The sequence below is a fragment of the Streptomyces sp. NPDC050085 genome (assembly GCF_044460595.1).
In the GTDB taxonomy this organism is placed as follows: Bacteria; Actinomycetota; Actinomycetes; order Streptomycetales; family Streptomycetaceae; genus Streptomyces.
The window spans coordinates 101,287-122,912 of record NZ_JBITJZ010000016.1 but is presented as its reverse complement, the minus strand read 5'-3'; the positions used below and the strand labels follow the sequence as shown (position 1 = coordinate 122,912).

Annotated in this window: 17 protein-coding genes; 3 read left to right on the top strand and 14 right to left on the bottom strand. The window is 73.6% G+C overall.

From position 1 onward, the window contains the following. Positions 1-28 precede the first annotated feature (28 nt). Positions 29-889 carry a ketose-bisphosphate aldolase gene (locus tag ACIBUY_RS36900; protein ID WP_399154970.1) on the top strand — a complete coding sequence of 287 codons (861 nt, stop codon included), beginning with the start codon at positions 29-31 and terminating at the stop codon, positions 887-889. Here the strand turns inward: ACIBUY_RS36900 and ACIBUY_RS36895 are convergent. From ACIBUY_RS36895 to ACIBUY_RS36830, 14 genes are all read right to left on the bottom strand, one after another. Further along, positions 870-1,874, bottom strand: a complete 1,005-nt coding sequence (locus tag ACIBUY_RS36895) for an SDR family oxidoreductase (protein ID WP_399154969.1) — start codon at positions 1,872-1,874, stop codon at positions 870-872. The two genes, ACIBUY_RS36900 and ACIBUY_RS36895, sit on opposite strands and share 20 nt — an antisense overlap. Next, the gene (locus ACIBUY_RS36890) at positions 1,871-2,914 is read right to left on the bottom strand and encodes an ROK family protein (protein ID WP_399154968.1); all 1,044 of its coding nucleotides are present in this window, start codon (positions 2,912-2,914) and stop codon (positions 1,871-1,873) included. The genes ACIBUY_RS36895 and ACIBUY_RS36890 overlap by 4 nt, the downstream gene beginning before the upstream one ends. Next, a complete protein-coding gene (locus ACIBUY_RS36885; RefSeq protein WP_365578169.1) occupies positions 2,911-3,333 on the bottom strand; it encodes a cupin domain-containing protein in 423 nt (140 codons plus the stop codon). The genes ACIBUY_RS36890 and ACIBUY_RS36885 overlap by 4 nt, the downstream gene beginning before the upstream one ends. Further along, the gene (locus ACIBUY_RS36880; RefSeq protein WP_399154967.1) at positions 3,326-4,507 is read right to left on the bottom strand and encodes a sedoheptulose 7-phosphate cyclase; all 1,182 of its coding nucleotides are present in this window, start codon (positions 4,505-4,507) and stop codon (positions 3,326-3,328) included. The genes ACIBUY_RS36885 and ACIBUY_RS36880 overlap by 8 nt, the downstream gene beginning before the upstream one ends. Further along, positions 4,485-6,578: a 4-alpha-glucanotransferase gene (gene malQ / locus ACIBUY_RS36875; protein ID WP_399154966.1), complete on the bottom strand. Its 2,094-nt coding sequence runs from the start codon at positions 6,576-6,578 to the stop codon at positions 4,485-4,487. The genes ACIBUY_RS36880 and malQ overlap by 23 nt, the downstream gene beginning before the upstream one ends. A gap of 87 nt (positions 6,579-6,665) precedes the next feature. Then, entirely contained in the window at positions 6,666-9,695 is a 3,030-nt protein-coding gene (locus ACIBUY_RS36870; protein WP_399154965.1) for an HAD-IIB family hydrolase, read from the bottom strand. A gap of 17 nt (positions 9,696-9,712) precedes the next feature. Next, complete coding sequence (locus ACIBUY_RS36865; protein ID WP_365578161.1) at positions 9,713-10,642, bottom strand: PfkB family carbohydrate kinase; 930 nt, start codon at positions 10,640-10,642, stop codon at positions 9,713-9,715. Continuing rightward, a complete protein-coding gene (locus ACIBUY_RS36860) occupies positions 10,639-11,769 on the bottom strand; it encodes a sugar phosphate nucleotidyltransferase (RefSeq protein WP_365578159.1) in 1,131 nt (376 codons plus the stop codon). The genes ACIBUY_RS36865 and ACIBUY_RS36860 overlap by 4 nt, the downstream gene beginning before the upstream one ends. Then, positions 11,762-13,843, bottom strand: a complete 2,082-nt coding sequence (locus tag ACIBUY_RS36855; RefSeq protein ID WP_399154964.1) for a glycosyltransferase — start codon at positions 13,841-13,843, stop codon at positions 11,762-11,764. The genes ACIBUY_RS36860 and ACIBUY_RS36855 overlap by 8 nt, the downstream gene beginning before the upstream one ends. Before the next feature lie 7 nt (positions 13,844-13,850). Further along, positions 13,851-15,299: a hypothetical protein gene (locus tag ACIBUY_RS36850; RefSeq protein WP_399154963.1), complete on the bottom strand. Its 1,449-nt coding sequence runs from the start codon at positions 15,297-15,299 to the stop codon at positions 13,851-13,853. A gap of 16 nt (positions 15,300-15,315) precedes the next feature. Further along, positions 15,316-16,122 carry an ABC-2 family transporter protein gene (locus ACIBUY_RS36845; protein ID WP_365578153.1) on the bottom strand — a complete coding sequence of 269 codons (807 nt, stop codon included), beginning with the start codon at positions 16,120-16,122 and terminating at the stop codon, positions 15,316-15,318. Further along, a complete protein-coding gene (locus tag ACIBUY_RS36840) occupies positions 16,119-16,934 on the bottom strand; it encodes an ABC transporter permease (RefSeq protein WP_399154962.1) in 816 nt (271 codons plus the stop codon). Before ACIBUY_RS36840 ends, ACIBUY_RS36845 begins: the two co-directional genes overlap by 4 nt. Then, positions 16,931-17,956: an ATP-binding cassette domain-containing protein gene (locus ACIBUY_RS36835; RefSeq protein ID WP_399154961.1), complete on the bottom strand. Its 1,026-nt coding sequence runs from the start codon at positions 17,954-17,956 to the stop codon at positions 16,931-16,933. Before ACIBUY_RS36835 ends, ACIBUY_RS36840 begins: the two co-directional genes overlap by 4 nt. Continuing rightward, a complete protein-coding gene (locus ACIBUY_RS36830) occupies positions 17,953-19,251 on the bottom strand; it encodes an aspartate aminotransferase family protein (protein WP_399154960.1) in 1,299 nt (432 codons plus the stop codon). The genes ACIBUY_RS36835 and ACIBUY_RS36830 overlap by 4 nt, the downstream gene beginning before the upstream one ends. A 274-nt stretch (positions 19,252-19,525) precedes the next feature. Here ACIBUY_RS36830 and ACIBUY_RS36825 point away from each other — a divergent pair, with 274 nt between their 5' ends. Together ACIBUY_RS36825 and rfbB are read left to right on the top strand one after the other, a co-directional pair. Beyond that, complete coding sequence (locus ACIBUY_RS36825) at positions 19,526-20,593, top strand: glucose-1-phosphate thymidylyltransferase (RefSeq protein ID WP_365578145.1); 1,068 nt, start codon at positions 19,526-19,528, stop codon at positions 20,591-20,593. A 46-nt stretch (positions 20,594-20,639) separates the two neighbouring features. Next, entirely contained in the window at positions 20,640-21,626 is a 987-nt protein-coding gene (gene rfbB / locus ACIBUY_RS36820; RefSeq protein ID WP_365578143.1) for a dTDP-glucose 4,6-dehydratase, read from the top strand.

The window sequence follows — 21,626 nt, the reverse complement described above, 5'->3', positions numbered from 1 at the left end:
CGCTGTCTGCCACGTGAGAGGAGGGGCAGTGCCCCTCGCAGCCACAGGGACGCTCATCGGTGCCGCCGCCGCCCGGCGCGGTGCCGTCGCCGCGTTCAACGTCATCACGCTCGAACACGTCGAGGCCGTCGTCGCCGGGGCCGAGGCCGTGGACGCACCCGTCATCCTGCAGATCTCCGAGAACGCGGTGCGCTACCGCTACGGCCGGCTCCTGCCGCTGGCCCGCGCCGCCACCGCCGTCGCCGCGTCGGCCCGCGTCGACGTCGCCCTGCACCTGGACCACGTACAGAGCGACGACCTGCTGCGGCAGGCCGTCGACGCCGGATTCAGCTCGGTCATGTACGACGCCGCGCGTCTGCCCTACGACGAGAACCTCGCCGCGACCCGCACCGCCGCCGACTGGGGCCACGCCAACGGCCTGTGGGTGGAGGCCGAGTTGGGGGAGGTCGGCGGCAAGGACGGGGCCGCGCCGCTGGACGCGCACGCGCCCGGCGCCCGCACGGATCCGGCGGAGGCCCGCGCGTTCGTCCGCGACTCCGGGGTGGACGCGCTGGCCGTCGCCGTCGGCTCCTCGCACGCCATGACCACCCGCACCGCCGCCCTCGACCACGACCTGCTCAAGCGGCTCGCCGAAGGCCTCGGCGAGTTCGGGGTGCCGCTCGTGCTGCACGGCTCGTCCGGCGTGCCGGACGCCGAGCTGACGGCCGCGGTGCGCGGCGGCATCGCCAAGGTCAACGTGGGCACGGCGCTGAACATCGCGATGACCGCCGCCATCCGGGAGTTCCTCGCCGCCCACCCCGACGCCGTCGACTCGCGCAAGTACCTGACGGTCGGGCGGGAGGCGATGACGCGGACCGTGAGCGAGCTCATCACGGTGCTGCGCGGCTGACCTCCCGGAGGAAGGCGGGGGCCAGCGACCGCGCCCCCGCCTCGATCCCCTGCAGCGCGGCGACCTCGGGAGCGAGCACCTGGTGCAGCAACTCGCTTGCCAGGCAGGCGTTCTCGGGGCGTGACGCGTACCGCGTCAGAGCCTTGGGCACCGGGACCACGAGGCGGCGGGGCGCCCCGAGCGCGTCGGCGACGACCCCCGCCCACTCGGCGCGCGTCACACGGTCCGGGCCGCCGAGGTGCAGCACCGGGGGCAGCGGCCCGGGCGCGGTCAGCACGGCGGCCGCGACCCGGGCGACGTCGTCGACGGTGACCGGGGTCGTCCAGTGGTCGCACGGCGCCCGCACCTCCTCGCCGCGCAGCAGCCGGTGTGCGCAGGCCGCGAAGAAGTTGAGCCACTTCCCCGCGTCCGCGGGTTCGTGCCCGTACACGAGGCTGACCCGCAGGGCGACCGCGTCCGCCGCCGTGGCCGACAGGATCCGCTCGGCGCCCCGCTTGGCGCGGCCGTAGGCGTTCGCCGGGGACACCGGAGTCGACTCGGTGGCGCCCGGCGCGGTGCCGTCGAACACGTTGTCCGTCGAGATCAGCAGGATGCGTGCACCCAGGGCCAGGGCCGCCACGTTGTCGGCGACCGCGGCGTGGGCGCGGGCCGCCTCGCCCGGATGCGCCTCGCACCACGTCACGTCGGACGGCCCGTGCACCAGGACGACACCGCGCGGCCGCAGCCGCGCGAGCAGCCGCCCGCACGCCTCCGGATCGGTGGCGTCCAGGGCGCGCCAGCAGGCCCCGTACGACGCGGGATCGCTCGCGGGCCGACCCCGCGAGGCCAGGGTGACCGCCGTGCCGGACGCGGCGAGGCGGCGGGCGAGGGCGGTGCCGATGAAACCGCTGCCGATGATCAGGGTGCCGCCTGTGCCGCCTGTGCCGCCTGTGCCGCCTGTGCCGCCCGTGCCGTCCGTGCGGCCCCTGTCGCCGATGCCGGTCACCGCGTCACCTGCCCCGCGGGCGAGGGCATGCGCGCGGCGAGGAGGTGCCCCGCGCCGAGCAGCCCGTGGTCGTCGTCGGCCGCGCCGAGCGAGACCATCGCGTCGATGTCCCGGGCGTCCAGGCCGAAGCAGCCCAGACGCGTCAACTCCCCGACCAGGAGCCGCCGGTAGCGTTCCCCGACGGCGAGGGCGAAGCCGCCCATCACGATGTACCGGCAGATCCCGATCGACGTGAACACCGAGGTGATGGCCTGGGCCAGCGCGGTGAGCGTGGAGCGCAGCACGGCGGTGGCGAACGGGTCGTCGGCGCGGACCGCTGCCGCGATCGCCTGGTTGGTGATCGCTTCGGGGCGCCCGTCGGTGTACGACGACAGGGGCGAGGCCGCGAAGCCGGCCCGGTCGGCGGCCGCGGCCCGGCGCACGGCGGCGAGCACGCCGCGGCCCGAGGCGATCGCCCCGAGGTGCCCGCGGCCCCCGCAGTCGCACCGGGGCGCGTCGGGGGAGGTGTCACAGGTCCAGTGGCCGAGTTCGCCGCCGTGGCCGTCCGCGTCGAGCAGCACCTCGCCGCCGCGGAAGACCTTGTTGCCGATGCCGGAGCTGACGGTGAGCAGGCAGAACGGCCGGCTCTCCGTGGTGGCGTAGCGCCAGGCGGCCGCGGTCAGGTCGTTGACGACGACCACCGGGACGCCGAGCCGCTCGGTGAGCAGTCCGCCCAGCGGCAGCGGCTCGCCGCGTGCGCCCCACACCGTCGGCGCGGCCAGCACGAGGCCGCCCGCGGTGATCGGCCCGGCGAACGCGACGCCGACGGCGCGCGGGGTGCCGCCCGCCGCGGTGTGTGCCTCGACCTCGCGGACGAGCTGGGCGACGACCCGTTCCTGCAGGAGCGGCACGGGAGCGCCCGGATCGCGGGCCATGCCGTCGACCGGGATGCGGCGCGCACGGGACAGGGAGCCCGTCGCCGGGTCGTAGTCCGCGATGCGCAGGGTGGTCCCGCCCACGTCGAGGACGGTGAACGGGGCATCGGGGGCGGGGAAGTTCACGCGATGTCTCCCTCGGTGCGGTCGAGCGGATCGGGGACCGGCTCCTCGAACACGAGCAGGCGCAGCGGCGTGCCGCCGTCGTTGACGAGGCCGTGTTCGCCGTGCGGGCGGTTCACGACGACGTCGCCCTCGACGACCCGGAACTCCTCGCCGTCCCGGAACATCAGGCCGCTGCCGTCGAGCACGATGTACGTCTCCCGGTCGGCGCCGTGCCGGTGCCGGCCGATGGAGGTGCCCGGCGGAAGCACGGCCAGGTCGACGAACTCGGCGCCGCTGCCGCCCTGTTGGCGGGCGAAGGCCCGGTGGGCAAGGATCGTGCCGAGACCGCCGTGGTCGTGCGGTTTCGGTGCGAGCAGTTCGCGCAGGTTCGCGAGCGCGGGGCGGCGGTGCGTGAGACGCGTGTCATGCGGGTCAGCCACCGTGCGGCCCTCCGTCCCGCGCCAGCGCGTCGAGCGCCGAGCGCAGCAACCGCTCGGGCACGTCCTGGAGTTCGTCGACGAAGACCGCCTTGCCGGGCGCCGCCGGAACCACCAGGTGCAGCCTGCGCCCGCGCCGCTCCCAGGACGCCCGCAGGGCGTGGGCCATCAGCTCGGGCGTGCAGGTGCGCGCGTCGTGCACGGGCAGGCCGATGCGCCGCAGCAGCCGCACGATCCGGGCGCAGGTGGCGTCGTCGGTCAGGCCGAGCAGCCGCGCGATGTGCGCGGACAGGGCCATGTCGACGGCGACCGCCTCGCCGTGCTCGAGGCGGTGGTCGCCCGCGGTCTCGATCACCGGGCTGAAGGTGTGCCCGAAGTCCACGAGCCGCGCCAGGTCGTGCTCGCGCAGATTGGGGCAGAGCTCGTCCATCATCAGCCGCATCGAGGTACGCAGCACGTACGTCTCCAACTCCCCTCCGGATGCGGCGGAGTTGAGGAACACGTCCGGATGGTCCTCCAGGGCGCGGAACAGGTCCTCGTCCAGGATCACGGCCATCTTCACGATCTCGGCGAGCCCGCAGCGGATCTCCCGCGGCGGCAGCGTGGACAGGAGCGACGCGTCGTTGAGGGACGCGTGGGCGGGGTGGTAGGCGCCGAACATGTTCTTCGTGCGCAGGGCGTTGACGCCCGTCTTCACGCCGACGCCGACGTCCACCTGGCCCACCAGCGTCGTGTTGACCTTGACGTAGCGGATGCCGCGCGCGTACATCGACGCGGCGAACCCGACGACGTCCGCGACGATGCCGCCGCCCACCGCCAGCATCACCCCGTGCCGGTCGAGCCCGGCCGCCTTCGCCGTCGCACAGACCTGCTCGGCCGCGGCCAGCGTCTTGTGGTGCTCGCCGGTACGGATCGGATGGACGCTCCAACTGCCCTCGTCCAGATGGGCGTTGAGATAGGCGCGGAGCCGGTCGCCGTACAGCCGGTCGACCGTCGGGCTGACGAAGGCGACGACGCGGCGGCCCGTGAGGGCGCGCGCGAGGAGCGGATTGTCCCGGTCGAAGACGCCGTCGGTGACGTCCACGCGGTAGGCCGTGCCGTCGGGTGCCAGCAGGCCGAAGCCGCCGGCGTCCTCGCGCACGCCCGGCCCGGCCTCAGCAAGAACCTGCCCTGACATCTCTCTCCTCGGTGTGCGAACGCGCGAACAACTGGGTGACCTTCCGTACGAGTGGGTGGTCGGGCAGCTCTTCCAGCGGGACCGGCCGCCCGGCGGCATCGGCCGTCGGAAGCCGCCAGTTGGGGTGCACCGTGGACGTGCCGGGCAGGTTCTGCGGGCGGCGGTCCCCGACCGTGTCGGGCAGCCACACACCGAGCAGCCGCGACGGCGTGCTCAGCAGGAACCGGTGCAGGGCGAGCAGCGCCGCCTCGGGGTCCACCTCGCCCTGCGGCAGCAGGCCCGCACGGACCAGCTCGGCCAGCCAGCCGTCCCGCTCGGCCGCGGCCTGCGCCTTCTCTTGCGTCTCCGGACGGGTCAACAGGCCGAGCCGGGCCCGGAGTTCGACGTGCTCACCGCTCAGCCAGGCGGCCGTGGTGGGCAGGTCGTGCGTGGTGAGCGTGGCCAGACAGTCCGTACGCCACTCGGGCGCGGGCAGGGGACCGTGCCGGCCCTCGGAACCGCCGACGTACTCGAAGCGCTGCACGGACGTGCCGAGGACCCCGCGGTCGGTGAGCCGCTCGCGCACCCCCGCCTCCACCGTGCCGAGGTCCTCGCCGATGACGGCCGCCCCCGCCCGATGCGCCTCCAGCATCAGCGTGCCGAGCATGGCGTCGGCGTCGTAACGGACGTACGTGCCCTCCGACGGCGGTCGTCCCTCGGGGACCCACCACAGCCGGAACAGCCCCATCACGTGGTCGACGCGGAGCGCCCCGGCATGACGGAACCCGGCACGCAATAGCCCGGCCAGCGGCCGGTATCCGGCGGCCGCCAGCGCATCCGGCCGCCACGGCGGCTGCCCCCAGTCCTGGCCGCGCCGATTGAAGTCGTCCGGCGGCGCGCCCACGCTCATCCCGGCAGCGAGGAAGTCCTGGTGGGCCCAGGCGTCCGCGCCGTGCGGAGACACCCCGACCGCCAGGTCGTGCACGAGCCCGACCGGCATCCCGGCGCCGACGGCCCGTCGCTGCGCGTCGGCGAGCTGCTCGTCCGTGATCCAGGCGAGCCAGTGATGAAAGGCGACGGAGCCGGCGAGTTCGGCGCGGGCGCGGGCCACCGCGGCCGACCGCGGATCGCGCAGCCCGGCCGGCCACGACCGCCAGGCGCCGCCGTGCACCTCGGCGAGGGCGCACCACGTGGCGAAGTCGGTGAGGTCACGGCCCTCGCGGCGGACGAACGCGGCGAAGGCGGCGGCACGCCCCGGTGTGAGCGGCACCGCGTCGTGCACCTGCCGCAGCGCGGACGTCTTGAGCGCGCGCACGGCGTCCCGGTCGATCAGCGAACTCCCGCTGAGAACATCCTCGTTGAGGACCCGCGCGCGGGTGGCGCAGGCGTCGACGGTGCGACGGGCGGCGCCGTCGAGGTACGCGTACTCGGGGACCGCCTCCACCCGGACGTGCAGGGGGTCGGGGAACCGCCGTGAACTCGGCCGGTAGGGCGACGGATCGGTCAGCGGCCCCGGCTCCGCCGCGTGCAGCGGGCCCAACTGCAGGAACCCCGCACCCAGTTCACGCCCCGACCACTCGGCGAGCTCCGCCAGGTCGGCGAGGTCGCCCATGCCCCAGGAACGGCGCGACAGGGCCGAGTGGAGCTGGACCGTGAAACCCCAGTGGCGACCCTCCGGTACGGACAGTCGCTCGGGCGTGACGAGCAGATGCGTGCTGTCGGCGCCGCGGGCGGTGCGGGCGCGGAGGGTGTGCAGACCTACGGGCAGCGGCCCGTCGGCCGGGGCGCGCCCGCCGCCCTCCGTCTCCACATGGACCTCGGCGTCGTGCGGCAGGCCGAGGCTCTCACGGCGTACGGGATGCGGCTGCCGGACCACGACGCAGGGCGGCAACAGCCGCTCCGCGCACCGCCGTTCATGGGCGGCGAGCGCGGCGTGCGCGGCGGCGGGGGTGGCGGCGTCCACCCCGCAGGCCGCGAGGACGGCGACGAGGGTGTCCGGCGGGACGGCGACGCGTTCCCCGCGGTCGGTCGTGTAGGAGACGGCCACGCCGTGGGCGCGGGCGAGGCGGGCGAGGGGATCGGGCGGGGGCATCGGTGGGTGCCTTTCGTGGTGTGCGTGTGCCTGTATGTCGGCTCGTGGCGTACGTGTACGTGTGTGTCGGCGGGGGGGGGGGGGGGGCTAGTCGTGGTGCGCTTCGGAGCCGAAGAGGCGTTCAAGGACGGAGGCGACGCCGTCCTCCTCGTTGCCGGGGGCGATCTCGTCGGCGACGGCGCACAGTGCGGGGTGCGCGTTCGCGACGGCCACACCGTGTGCGGCCCACGTGAGCAGCGGAATGTCGTTGGGCATGTCGCCGAAGGCGAGGGCGTCGGCGCCGGTGCAGCCGAGCAGCCGGGCCGCCCGTTCCAGTCCCGCGGCCTTGGTGGTGCCCGGGGGCAGCACTTCGACCATGCCCTTCACGGAGTGCACGACGGTCACGTCGGCGCCGCACAACTCCTTTGTTCTGGCGGCGAGTTCGTCCTCGGGAAGTTCCGGGTGGTGCAGGATCAGCTTGTCGACCGGGTCGTCCCACAGGCGGGCCCGGTCGGCGGTCACGTCCCAGCCGTGCCGCACCCGCTCGCCGAACCGCTCGGTCACCTTGAACCGGCTGTCGGGCGGCGCCGTGACGACGCCCAGCTCGACGGGCCCGAGCGCCTCCTCCACGCGTGCGACGACGCGGCGGGCCAGGTCGCGCCCGAGCGAGGCCGACGACAACAGCCGCCCGGACCCCGCGTCGTACAGCTGCGCCCCCTGGCCGCAGACGGCGAGCCCCCGGTAGCCGAGGGCGTCGAGGATGCGGGCGCACGCGGCGGCCGGGCGGCCCGTGACGACCACGTGGTGCGCGCCCGCGTCGGCCACCGCGGCGAGCGCGCGCAGGGTGCGCGGCGACACCGTGAGGTCGTCGCGCAACAGGGTTCCGTCGAGGTCGGTGGCGACGAGCCGGTACGGCGGCCGGGCCAGGGGCAGGGAGTCCCAGGTGACGCGGCCGGAGACGAGGGTGAGCATGACGACCAGCTCCCGCCCCGGGGGCCGGCCGCCCAGCGCTCCGCTGAAGACCCCGGGGTGCTCGGGAGAGCCGGGGGAGAGGGCGACGAGCACGGCCCCGGTCGGACCGGGCACGGGTTCGTCGGAGGCGAGGGCTTCGCCCGGGGTCTCCAGGCCGAAGCCCTCCCGGGACGCACTCCCCTCCACGACCACCTCGACCCGCACCACCCCCTCATGCCGGTACACCACCCGCCATCCGCCCTCCGCGTCCCCCTCGACGCGCCCCCGCCCGTGCACCCGCGCGGCCAGGTCCGGGCGGTCCGCCAGGACGGCCGTGCGCAGGCAGCGGGCGAAGTCCGCCCGGGACCAGGCCGCCGCGAAGAGTCGCTCGCAGGAGCCGGGGTCCATCGGGCCGCCCGCGCGCTCCCACGCGTCGGCGTCTCCGTGGGCGAGCGCGGATTCCCGTAGCGCATCGGCGTGTTCGGTCCGCGCGGTCTCCGGCAGGTCGTCGAACCAGCCGTACGCGATCGCCGCCGATGCGGGGAACGGCCGGGGACGCCCCCGCACCACGTCCTCGAAGGCGTCGAGGCGCGTGCGCGCGGCCCGTTCCCAGGTGAACTCGCGTGCCAGAGAACGGGAGTTGGCCGACAGCCGGGCGTACGTCTCGGGTCGTGTGCGGTGGACGGTGGCCGCTTCCCGGATGCGGGCGGCGAGTTCCGTGGCCAGTGCGGGGTCGTCGTCCCGGAACGAGCCGCGCACCGCGAACCCGGTGGCCGACGGGTCGGTGAGGGGCCGCACACCGTGCCGGAAGTGCCGGGTCACCTGCTGGTCGGTCGCGATCGGCACGGCCCCGCACGCCATCGCCTCGGCCTGCGCGATGAGGAAGCCGTCCAGCTCGAACTTCGACGGGAACACACAGAACTGCGCGCACGCCGCCTCCTCGAACAGGGTGTCCTCTTCGGCGAGGTCCCAGGTCAGCCGGACCCGGCCGGGGAAGCGGTCGGCCACGGAGAGGAAGTACGCGTTCGCCGCCTCGCCGTCCCCCGTGGCGCACCGGATGAGGAAGCTCGCCTCGAGACCGCCGTCGAGGACCTCCTCCACGGCCCGCATCAGCTCCAACTGCCCTTTGTGGTGCACCGCGTAGCGCGCCGAGTGGAGGAAGACCGGCGCCGCCGGGTCGAGGCCGAGACGGCGCAGCACCCGCTCCCGGTCCACCGACGCCGGGTCCCGGGCGAGCCAGCTGTCCGTGACGCCGCAGCCGCCGGTCAGCAGCCGGTCCGCGCGCCGCCGCAGCACCCGCGACACCGGCAGCGTCTCGAACAGCGCCTCGACCGGTGCGTCACGGAAGGTGCTGTAGTAGGCCTGCTGCCCCGGTGACACGAAGTCGACGAGATCGGCGTGCGCCGCGATCAGCGGGAACAGGCCGACGTGGTCGGGCCCGTACTCGGCGTGCATCCGCGTCCCGGCGAGCGCCCGCCCCATCACCGCACGCGCCGAGTCCTCGGCCGGCAGCGGACCGTCCAGGACGTCCAGGTCCGTGCCGTGGACCCCGAACAGGGCCAACAGCCGCTCCACCTGCGGTCGGTACACCTTCTGCCCGACCGGTGCGTTCGCGGCGACCGTGCTCACCGTGCGCAGCAGCGGATCCCGCGCGAGGACCGGCGGCAACAGATAGTGGTAGGCGGGCTCGAAGGCGTGCACCACGGCCGGCTCGGCGCGCGCGTCCCGCGGCCGCAGCACCTCCTGCACGAACCTCAGCCCGGCGACCTGGAACACCAGCGGCTTGAAGTGGGCCAGGTCGCGGCCCTCCGCGCCCGGCGGCGGATACAGCCGGTCGGGCAGCAGGTCGAGCCAGTCGTCCGACAGGAAGTACACGTCCACGCCGTCGAGCCGCATCCGGTGCGCGGTCGTCGTCAACTCCAGTGACATCTCGGCGGGTTGACCGGCCCACACCTTCGGGTCGAGGACCAGGGGGACGGTGTGCGGCGCGCCGGTCCCGGGCAGCTCCTCGATCGCGTACGACGCCCGCAGCCGCTCCAGATGGCCGTGCGCGGGCGTCACCAGGGACACCCGGTGGCCCTGTGCGGCGTACTGGCGCGACAGCTGCCACACCAGCGGCGACAGGCCGCCGCGCATCAGCGGCCGGTCGAAGCCGCCGCACTCGAAGGAGAACGTGATGATGTGCACGTCGCTGGTCCCCGCCCTCAGCCGGCCGTCGCGGCGGCGCGGGCGCACCCGGCCCGCAGCCCGGCCGCGTCGATGAACTCGGTGTGCGTGCCCTCGCTGGTGCACGCGAACGCGCCCGACACCGACCCGGCGCGCACGCACTCGTCCACCGGCCGCTTCTGCCCGAGCGCGTACAGGAAGGCGCTCACGAACGCGTCCCCGGCGCCGTTGCTGTCGACGACGGGCCGCTCGGGCGCCACGGCCGGGTAGTGGCGCGGCTTGTCCTCGCCGCGCTCCAGGACGTGACAGCCCGCGGCACCGTCCGTCGCCACGACCAGGCGCGCCCGGCCCTGCGCCAGAATCGACCGCAGCACGTCGTCGAGCCGGTCGTGGATCGAGGCCGCGCTCAGGAAGACGTAGTCGGAGGCGAGCGCGTACGCGCGGTGGTGCGGGTTCTCCCCGTCCCAGTCGTGCAGGTCCGTGGAGCTCGGCACACCGAGGCGGTGGACGTCGGCGTACATGTCCTTCGTGACGCCCGTGATGGACAGGTGGACGTGGCGCGCCCGGCGCAGGAACGGCAGGTAGAAGTCGCGCGGCAGCCGCAGGTCCGCCGGGTGGCGGCCGTCGTAGAAGGAGAAGCGGCGGCCCTGCGCGTCGACGAGGTTGATGCCGCGCGGCGTGCCGTGCGGCGAGACGACGTGGCTGAAGTCGAGGACGCCGCCGGCGTACGCGGACAGGATCTCCCGGCCCTGGACGTCGTCGCCGAGGAAGTCGATGAACTTGGTGGCGAGGCCGAGGGCGTGCGCGCCGCGCGCCACGCCGTTGCCGGTGTGGGCGACGTAGTCGCGCACCGGGGGCACGAACAGCGAGTCGCCGGGCGGCACGAGGAGCTCGGGCACGCGGACGATGGTGTCCACGCCCGCGCCGCCGGCCACGAGGATGTCGTAGGTCTGGGGGTCCGTCGTCATGCGAGTACTCCTTCGGTGTGCGGTACGTCCTGGACGGTCCCGTCCTCCAGGACCACCGCCGAGTCGATGTCGGCGCCCGCGGGAACGACGGCGCCGGGCAGCACGACGCTGCGGCGCACCCGGGCGCCCGCGCCGATCCGGACGCCGGGGAAGAGCACGCTGGACTCCACGTGCCCGTCGTTGACGAGGTCCCGCGGCACCCAGGACGAGCGGACGCCGGGCGCCTCGCCGACCCAGGCGCGGCGCACCTGGGGCCGCACGGTCCACGGCATCCGGTCCACCGAAAGCCCGGCGCGCGGGTCCTCGGCCAGGGCCAGATGGGCGCGGTGGTAGCGCTCCACCGTGCCGATGTCGGCCCAGTGGTCGCGGACCTCGTAGCCGCGGACGTCCTCGCCCGCGGCGAGCATGGCGGGGATGACGTCGCGGCTGATGTCGTGCTGCCAGTCCGTGCCGTCGAGCAGCTCCAGATACCGGTGCAGGGCGGCCGCGTCGAAGACGCAGAACGCCGCGAACACCAGGTCGGAGGTGGGCAGTTCGGGCTTCTCCACGAACTGCGTCAGACGGCCGTGCGCGTCGAACTCCACCATGCCGAACAGGTGCACCCAGCGCCGCTCGATGCGCTGGTACGCGACCGTGAGCGCGGCGCCCGACGCCCGGTGCGCGGCGATCAGCGGCCCGTAGTCGAAGCGGTAGACGTGGTCGGCGTGCAGGACGAGGACGTGCTCCGCCCGCTCGGCGCCGCCGCCGAAGACGTACGGGGCCTTGCGGATCAGCGCGTCGGCCGTGCCGCGCTCCAACGCCCAGGTGCGGGCGGGGAGTTCGCCCGGCAGGCGGCCCGCAGGCGCCGTCCGGTACGCGGCGTCGTACGGCCCGAAGTGCACCCGCAGCCCGGGCCGGGCGTGCCACACGCGATGCAGGTCGTCCATCAGCTGCCGCTCCTCGAACTGGGAGAGCAGCAGCACCTCGCCGAGCCCCGAGGCGTGCGCGTTGGCGAGGCTGAAGTCGATGAGGCGGCAGGCGCCGCCGTACGGGACCAGGGGTTTGAGGCGGCCCGTGCCGAGCGGGCCCATGCGTCGGCCCTCGCCGCCGGCCAGCAGGACCGCGCGGACGCCGGTGTGCTCAGCCATGCCGCACCTCGTCCCAGGTCAGCCGCCCCGAGTCGAGGGTGAGGAGCAGCAGTCCCGCATCGGTCCGGCCGGTGAACTCGCCGGGCGCGGACCGCTCCAGTGCCCGTACGTGGGGCAGCGCCCGGCCGTTCGCCCCGGCACCCGGGGTCACGGCCTCGACGCGGGCCGCGTGCGGCAGCCGGTAGCTGAGGGTGCCGTCCGGGGCGACACGGGCCCGTCCGCGCAGCCGTGCCAGAGCGGCCTCGTCGATCGCGCCCGGCCTGCGCGCGGCGACCCGTTCGCACGTGGTGAAGTCGGCGCGCTCCCAGGCGGCGGCGAAGACGCGGCGGGCCGCGTCGTCGTCGAGCGGCGCGCACCGCTCGTACGCGTCGAGGTCGCCGTGCGCCACGGCCGCGTCCACGGTGAGGTCCTCGTCGTCCAGCAGGTCGAACCAGCCGTGCCGCAGCGCCAGTTGAGGGTCGAGGCGGGCGGGCTCGCCCGACCAGAGCCGGGTGAACGCCGCCAGGTGCAGATCCGCGCAGTGCCCCCACGTGAAGACCCGGGCGACGGCGGACGCCCGCCGGGACAGCTCCGCGTACCGCGCGGGCTCCTCGCGCCACAGGGCCGCCGCCTCGTGGATCCGGGCGGCGAGCGCGTGGACGAGCAGGTCGTCGTCCTCGGCGAACGAGCGGTTCACGGCGTACCCGGTGGTCGTCCCGGGGCCGTCCGCGTGCCGGAAGTGCTCCATGCCGCGCTGGTCGGTGGCGATGGGCACGGAGCCGACGGCCATCGCCTCGCCCTGCGCGATGAGGAACGTGTCCATCTCGAACTTCGAGGGGAACAGGCAGAAGTCGGACGCGGCCGCGTACCCGAACACCTGCCGCTCCGGCACCCGCTCCCACTCGAGGTGCAGCCGGCCCTTGTGGCGTGCGGCGACCTCGTGGAAGAGCGGGTCGTCGATGCCGCTGCCGGAGATGCAGCGCACGACGAAGTTGGCCGCGAGCCCGTCGCCGAGGACCCGGTCGACGGCGCGGACGAGCTCCAGCTGCCCCTTGTGGTGCACGGCGTAGCGGGCGTTGTGGAAGAAGGTCGGCAGGTCCGGGTCGAGGCCGAGCGCGCCGAGCACCGCCGTGCGGTCCACGTCGGCCGGGTCCCAGGCGAGCCACTGGTCCGAGATGGCGCAGCCGCCGACGAACATCTTGTGCGCGTTGCGGCGCACGACATCGGCGATCGGCAGCCGGGCGAAGAGTTCCTCGAACGGGGTGTCGCGGAAGGACGCGTAGAAGTCGAGCTGGCCCGGGGAGAGGAAGTCGATCAAATCGGCGTGTTCGGCGGTCAGTTGATAGATCGGGACGTGGTCGGGGCCGTAGGTGTAGTGGAGGTGGGTGCGCTGCTGGTACTGGACCATGGCGGCGGGGGCGTCGACGTCCGACGGCTCCTCGGGCGGCAACTCGACGTCCGCGCCGAGCAGTTCGAGCATCCGGCGCACCTCGGGCGCGTACACCTTCTTGGTGATCGGCATGTTGCTCTGCACGTTGCTGACGACGAGCTTCGACGGGTCGTCGCGCAGGGCCGCAGGGAGGAGGTGGTGGTAGTACGGCTCGTGCGCGTGCACCAGGGCCTTCTCGTCGGCGAACCAGGACCGCAGGAACCGCACCGCGTCGACCTGGAACACGAGCGGCTTGAAGAAGACCAGGTCGCGGCCCTTGCTGTCGTACGGCGGATAGAAGGTGTCGGGCAGCTTGTCCAGCCACTCGTTGGCCAGGAAGTACAGATCGACGCCGTCGAGACGGATGCGGTGCGCCGTGGTGCGCAGCGCCAGCTCGGCCTCGGCGGGGAAGCCGCGCCACACCTCGGGGTCGAGCGGCACCGGCAGCGTGTACGCGTCCTCGTACGGCAGGTCCTCCACGTCGTACCGCTCGCGCAGGTCGTCGAGGCGGCCGTGGGCCGGGGTCACGATGGACACGCGGTGGCCGCGCGCGGCGATCGTCTTCGACAGGTTCCACAGATAGACGGAGGTGCCGCCCTGGATGAAGGTGTGGTCGAAGCCGCAGCATTCGAAGTACGTCTCGATGATGTGCATACGCGGGTCCAAGGCTCGGTCACTTCCTCGCGAGGCGGGCGGTCGGCTGAAGGGCGCGGGCGTGACGCAGGTCGATCGCCGCGTGGTAGGGGCGGGCATGGGCCTGGTTGTAGGCCAGTTCGTGCAGCAGGCGGCGCACGTAGAGCAGGCGGCGCAGCGGGTCGTCGGGCGTGGCCCGCTCGCCGAGCAGCAGATGCAGGACGCGCTCGCGCCAGGCATCTGCGGCGGCGAACACCCCTGTGTGCACGTCTCGTTGGGCCTCCGGCAGGCGGAGCGCGCTGTCCAGCGTGCCGAGCATGGTCTCCAGCGAGTCGACCCCGAGTCGCCGTGCGCTCTCGAACGCCGCCTCGTCGGCCGCGAAGTACTCCAGCGCCCGTTCGATCGCGACCACGTCCTGGAGGGGCGACTGCTCGGCCCAGCGGGGGTCGGCGGGGGAGAGGGCGGGGGTGGACAGGTCGATGACGGTCATCCGCCAGGGGGTGCCGCTGTCGCGCTCGCACAGGAGGTGGGACAGGTGCAGGTCGCCGTGGCAGGGGCCTGCGGCGGGGGCAGCACCGTCGAAGTCCCCTGCCAGGGAACGGAGTTCGGTGCGCAGTGCCGTGAACGCCGTGGACCGCGCCGCGGCGGGCAACGGCAGACCGGCGGCGCGGTCGAGGTCGGCGACGCGCCGCGTGGCATCCGCGAGCGCGGAGCGAACCGGGTACGTGGTCCCGCTCCCCAGCCGCTCGCCCAGGTCGTGGTGGAGGCCGCGCAGAAAGTGCCCGGCCGCTGTCAACATCCCCTCAAGGGGGCGCAGATGGGACACGGCGACAGCGTCAGGGGACGCCTCCCCGATGCGGGGCCACATCGAGCGCAGGTTCTCGCGCAGCGGTACGTCGATGCCGTCGCCCCGGGCGTACCGGTAGAGGACGCCCAGCGGGTGACGGGCGCCGCTGACCGGGTCGAGGTACGCGTAGTCGCCCCACCACGACGGGGTGCGGCCCGTGTCGGTCAGGCGCCGCAGCAGCTCCGGTTCGTGGACGGGCTCGTCGAGCCGGCGGTACGTCTTGTGGATGCAAGGGGTGCCCGCGACGTCCACCAGGGACAGGGCGTTGGAGGACCAGCCCTGGTCGAAGGGGAGTTGTCGCACCGCGCCGGGCGTGCCACCCGGTCCCCGGAACTCGACGACACCGCCGCGTGCCGTGTGCAGGCGCCCGCCGGCCAGTGCCCTGGTCACCGCGGCGACGTCGAACTCCTCGTGGCCGTGGGCCTCTTCGAGGCCGCCTCCGCTCCCGGCGCGCACCGGCACGAAGAACCGTCGGCCCGCGGCGGGGCCGCCGACCGCCGCCACGATCAGGAGCAGTGCCGCCGAACCGAGCACGGCGTGGTCGACCCGTTCGAACCGCTCGGCCGCGCGTCCGTCCTGCGGCATCCACGGCGCGGTGCGCACCAGCGAGTCCAACTCTTCGTCACGGATCAAGCGGCTCATGCGACTCATGTGGCACTCAACTCCCGGTCATCTCATAGGTGGTGATGCCGCGCCGCCACACCGCGAGCGCCAGGGCCAGCGCCCCGGCCGTCACCAGCGGCAGCCACACCACGAGGCCCGTCGCGCCGGTCAGCAGATAGCCGCACGGCACGTACGAGGTGAAGGCGAACGGCAGCACCCACGTCAGCAGGGCGCGCAGCGTCGGGTGGTAGATGTCGAGGGGGTAGGCGGCGAACTCGGACACCTGGTTCGCCGCGTACATCGCGGGCAGGCTCGTCACCGTCCAGAACGACAGTGACGCGAACAGCAGCTTCACCGCCGTGTGGATCAGCGCCCCGCACAGCACGAGCAGCGGTGCAAGGGCCCACTGGGTGGCGGTCAGGTCGAGCCCCAGGGACGAACCCGACCAGGTCACGAGCACGGCACCGACGGCCAGTTCGCCCAAGCCGTCCGGGTGGAAGAACCGCTCCGAAAGGAGCGAGAACAGCGGGCTGACCGGCCGCACGAGATGCCGGTAGAACTCGCCGCGCTGCACCAACTTCCTTCCGAGCTCCCAGAGTTGGTCGGTGAAGAGGTGGTCGAGGCCGCGCGGCAGCAGCGAGAAGCCGAGCAGGAACACCACCTCGTGGTACGACCAGCCGCCCACCACGGGCACCTGCCGGAACACCAGGCCGACCACCGCCGTCTGCACCCCGACCCGGACCAGGAACGCCCCGGCGCCGAGCACGAAGTCGAGCCGGTACGCGGTGAGCCGGTGCAGGCCCACCCCGCCCAGGAACCAGGAGAGCCGCGCGTAGCGGGCGGCTGTTCGCAGTGCGCTCATCCGCCGAGCACCTCGAGCCGGCCGAGCGCCGCCCGCCACAGCAGCGCGCACAGCACACCGAGCCCGGTGACCCAGCCCACCTGCTGCGCAAGCACCTCCACGGCGCCCGCCGCACCGTCGTACCGGCCGAGCAGCAGCGTCAGCGGACCGTCGACCATGCCCCGGAACGGCAGCGCGTACGCGAGCGCCGCCAGCGGCCCCGGCATCAGCGCGATCGGCACCAACTGCCCGGCGAAGAAGGCGACCACGCTCTGCTTGACCATGCGCACGCCCCACGTGTTGGTGGTGACGAACCCGGTCATGCCGGTGAGGAGATTGACGCAGAACGCGATCAGGACGGACAGCACGGCGGACAGGGCGAACAGTGCCACGTCGCCGGGGCGCGGCACGGTCAGCGGCACCAGGAGCGCGAACAGCACGAGGACCGGCACGGCGACCAGGACCGCGTTGGCCGCGACCACCGGCAGACAGGCGAAGAACCGGACCAGCGGATAGCTGACGGGACGCACCAGCATCACCGCGACGTCCCCGCGGTACACCTCGGCGGCGACCTCGTCGTCGACCCGGTTCGTGTGCAGGACCTGCAGCACCTGCGCGACCAGCAGATACGTCGTGATGCCGGCGAGGGTGAACCCGCCAGGCCCGCCGTCCGCCGGGGCGTCGCCGTACACGGCCCGCCACAGGAAGACCGTGACGGCCGCGCCCGCCGCCGCGGTCACCCCGGTGATCACGAACATCGACCGGTACTGGAGCAGTGACTGCAGTCCGCCGGTCGCGAACGGCACGTATGCCCTCAGGGTGCGCGGCCTCATGCGCCGCCCACCTCGGCCGGCACCGCGGACGGCCCGCGGCCGTAGATCTGCCGCAGCACGTCCTCCAGGTCCGGCTCGGGCGCGAAGCAGTCCACCAGGTCGAACCGGTCGAGCAGGAACGCGAGCACCTGCCGCGACGTGAACTCTCCTGCCGGGTACGTCACTTGGATGCGGCCCCCGTCGGCAGGCGCGGCCTGCACCCCGGGCAGCCCCTGCTCCACCAGCGCGCAGACGGCGTCCGCCGCGAGCGGCTCACGGTGGTCGAAGACGACGGAGCGCCGGTCGGCCGTGCGCAACAGGTCCTGGATGGTGCCCTGGTGGACGACGCGGCCGCGGTCCACGACCAGCGCGCTGTCGCAGATCGCGGCGATGTCGGCGATGTCGTGGCTGGTGAGCACGACGGTCGTGCCCAGCTCCCGGTGCGCGCGGACCACGAGCTCGCGCACCGCCTCCTTGAGCACCAGGTCGAGGCCGATGGTCGGCTCGTCCCAGAACACGACGGCCGGGTCGTGCAGCAGGCTCGCCGCGATCTCCGCACGCATTCGCTGGCCAAGACTCAACTGGCGTACGGGAGTTGTCCCGAGCGCGTCGATGTCGAGCAGCTCGCGGTACAGACCGAGATTGCGCCGGTACACCGGCGCGGGGATGTCGTAGACGCGGCGCAGGATCCGGAAGGAGTCCGGCACCGACAGGTCCCACCACAGCTGGCTGCGCTGGCCGAAGACGACACCGATCGAGCGGGCGTTGCGCTGCCGGTGCCGGTACGGCTCGATGCCGCGGACCCGGCAGTACCCGGAGGTCGGCGTCATGATCCCGGTGAGCATCTTGATGGTCGTGGACTTGCCCGCGCCGTTGGCCCCGATGTACGCGGTGCGCGAGCCCGCCGGGATCTCGAACGACACGCCGTCCACGGCCCGGACGACCCGGTGCCTGCGCGTGAAGAGGGTGGACAGGCTGCCGGCCAGGCCCGGCCGACGCTCCGGGATCCTGAACTCCTTGACCAGCTCGTGCGCGACGATCACGCGGCCACCGCCTGCTCGATCGCCTTCGCCAACAGGCCGACACCCTCGTCGAGCAGTGCCTCGTCGATCGTGAACGGCGGTGCCAGGCGCAGTACATGACCGCCGAGCGCGACCCGCAGACCCAGATCGAGCGCGGCCGCGTACACGGCGCGGGCGAGCGCGGGGGAGGGGGTGCGGCTGGCCCGGTCGGTCACGAACTCCAGGCCCCACAACAGCCCGAGGCCGCGGACCTCGCCCAGGTTCTCGAACCGTTCGTGGAGTGCGCCGAGACGGTCGCCGAGCAACTCCCCGAGTCGCGCCACCTGTTCGAGCAGCCGGTCGCGCTCGATGACCTCCAGCGTGGCGCGCGCCGCAGCGATCCCGAGGGGGTTGCTCGCGTACGTGGAGGCGTACGCGCCCGGTGTCGCCGCCGCCGGATCGTGCAGCAGGTCGTGGCGGCCCGCGAGCACGGCGAACGGGAAGCCGTTCGCGAGGCCCTTGGACATCGCCACCAAGTCCGGCTCCACGCCGATGAGTTCACTGGCCAGGAACGTTCCGGTGCGGCCGCCGCCGGTGAGCACCTCGTCGGCGACGAGCAGCACCCCGTTCTCCCGGGCGGCTTCGGAGATCTGCTCCCAGTAGCCGGGCGGCGGCACGATCACCCCGGCCGCGCCGAGCACCGGCTCGAAGACGAGCGCCGAGGTGTTCGGCTTCTCGGCGATGTGCCGCCGCACGAGCGACGCGCACCGCACCCCGCACGTCGGCCGCTCCAGGCCCAGCGGGCAGCGATAGCAGTAAGGCGCGTACCCGAGCACGGAGTTGCCCGCGAAAGCCTGGTGGCCGATGTCCCAGTGCACCAGCATCCGGGCGCCCATCGTCTTGCCGTGGAAGCCGTGCCGCAGCGCGCCGATCCGGTTGCGTCCCGGCGGCGCCGTCGCCTGCACCACGCGCAGCGCGGCCTCGACGACCTCGGCGCCGGTGGAGAAGAGGGCGTACGTGTCGAGGTGCTCGGGCAGCAACCGGGCGAGCGTGTCGAGGAGTTGGGCCCGGTTCGGGGTCGCCGCGTCGTGCACGTTCCACAGCCGCCCGGCCTGCGCGGTGAGCGCCTCGACGACCTCGGGGTGCGTGTGCCCCAGGGACTGGGTGAGGGTGCCGGCGGCGAAGTCGAGGTACTGGTTGCCGTCGAGGTCGGTCAGCACGGGGCCGCGCCCCTCGGCGAAGACCCGCCGCCCCACGGCCGCCTCCTCGGAGGCCCCCGGTGCCAGATGCGGATCCTCCCGCCGCAACTGGGCGCGCTGGCGGTCCTGTTGCCTCAACTGGAGCTCCCTTTGGTGCGAACTGAGCTGCCGGGCAAGCCCGTTGGCCCCTGCGGCCGACTCGTGCGGCCACCGAGTGAAACACCGCGACAACACCTCTAGCAAGTACTTGCAGAAAATTTCAGAGCGGTCTTGCGGATGCCTCGGCACCTCTGCTTGAGTCATGGCGCCGACGGGCTCGTGGGCCCGTCGCGGTCGCCGAGGAGGAATCCGTGAGACCACGCAGACGACGCAGACCACACGGTCCGCACCGCCCGCCCCGCCGGAGGCCCCTGTGAAGGCCCTGCTCCTCGCGGGCGGCACCGGAAGCAGGCTGCGTCCCTTCACGCACACCGGCGCCAAACAGCTCCTGCCGATCGCCAACAGGCCCGTGCTCTTCTACGCGTTGGAGTCCCTGGCCGCGGCCGGGATCACCGAGGCGGGCGTCGTCGTCGGCACGCACGGACCGCAGATCCGCCGGGCCGCGGGCGACGGCTCGGCGTTCGGGCTGCGCCTGACCTACCTCGAGCAGGAGCGCCCGCTGGGTCTCGCCCACGCGGTGCGCGTCGCCCGTGACTTCCTCGGCGACGACGACTTCCTCCTCTACCTCGGCGACACCTACCTCCCCGAGGGCGTCGGCGGATTCCTGGCCCGCGCCAGGGCCGAACCGGCCGCGGCGCGGCTGCTGTTGACCCGCGTCGCCGACCCCACCGCCTTCGGAGTGGCGGAGGTCGACGGCGGCGGCAGGGTGCTCGCCCTGGAGGAGAAACCGGACCGCCCGCGCAGCGACCTCGCCCTCGTCGGCGTCTACGCGTTCACGCCCGCCGTCCACGAAGCCGTGCGTGCCATCACGCCGTCGGCCCGCGGCGAGCTCGAGATCACGCACGCCGTCCAGTGGATGATCGACCGCGGACTGCCCGTACGCGCCCAGACCACGGCCGCGACCTGGCGGGACACCGGCAGCGTCGACGACATGCTGGAGGCGAACCGGCACGTCCTCGACTCCCTGGTCGGCGCCATCGACGGCAAGGTCGACGCGTGCAGCACCGTCCGCGGCCGGGTTCTGGTCGCCGAGGGAGCGGTCGTCCGGGGCTCACGCGTCACGGGCCCCGCGATCATCGGTCCCGGCAGCGTCGTCACGGACTCCGACATCGGCCCGTACACGGCCGTCGGCGCGGACTGCCGCATCGAGGACAGCACGATCGCCCACTCGGTCCTGCTCCCCGGTGCCCGGGTGGCAGGCGCCCCGCGCATCGAGGACTCCCTCATCGGCCGCGGCGCCGTCGTCGCGGCGGCGCCCCGCCCGACCCGGGCGCACCGCCTGGTCATCGGCGACCACAGCAAGGTGCACCTGATCCCGTGAGAACCCGTCTCGCAGACCCCGTCCACATTGAGGTGCAGCCCTCCCCATGACCCGAACGACCCGACGCCTCCTCGTCACCGGCGGAGCCGGCTTCATCGGGTCCGCCTATGTGCGGGCCCTGCTCGGACCGGCAGGACCCCGCGGGGTGTCCGTGACCGTGCTCGACGCCCTCACCTACGCGGGCAGCCTGACGCGCCTCGACGCCGTCCACGGCGATCCCCGGCTCACCTTCGTCCACGGCGACGTGTGCGATGCCCGACTGGTGGACCGGCTCGCCGGACAGCACGACGAGCTCGTGCACTTCGCCGCCGAGTCGCACGTGGACCGCTCGATCGTGTCCGGCGCGGCCTTCACCACCACGAACGTCCTCGGCACGCAGACCCTCCTGGACGCCGCGCTCCGCCACGGCCTGCACACCTTCGTCCAGGTCTCCACGGACGAGGTGTACGGCGACCTGCCGAGCGGAGCCGCCACCGAGGACTCCCCGCTGAACCCCAACTCGCCCTACGCGGCGTCGAAAGCGGCCGCCGACCACCTCGCGCTCGCCCACCACCGCACGCACGGCCTCGACGTCCGCGTCACCCGCTGCTCCAACAACTTCGGCCCGTACCAGCACCCGGAGAAGCTCATCCCGCGGTTCCTGGCCGCGCTGCTCAGCGGCGGCACCGTCCCCGTCTACGGCGACGGCCTGCAGATCCGGGACTGGCTGCACGTCGACGACCACGTGCGCGGCATCGAGCTGGTCCGTACGGCGGGGCGCGCGGGACGTACGTACAACATCGGAGGCGGCACCTCGCTCACGAACCTCGACCTGACGCACCGGCTGCTCGCCCTGTGCGGGGCGGGACCCGACCGCGTCCGGCACGTGACGGACCGCAAGGGGCACGACCGGCGCTACGCCGTGGACCACACCCGGATCACCGAGGAGCTCGGCTACCGCCCGCGCGGCGACTTCGAGCAGGCACTGGCCCAGACCGTGCACTGGTACCGGGAACAGGCCCACTGGTGGGAGCCGCTGTACGCGGCGGCCTGA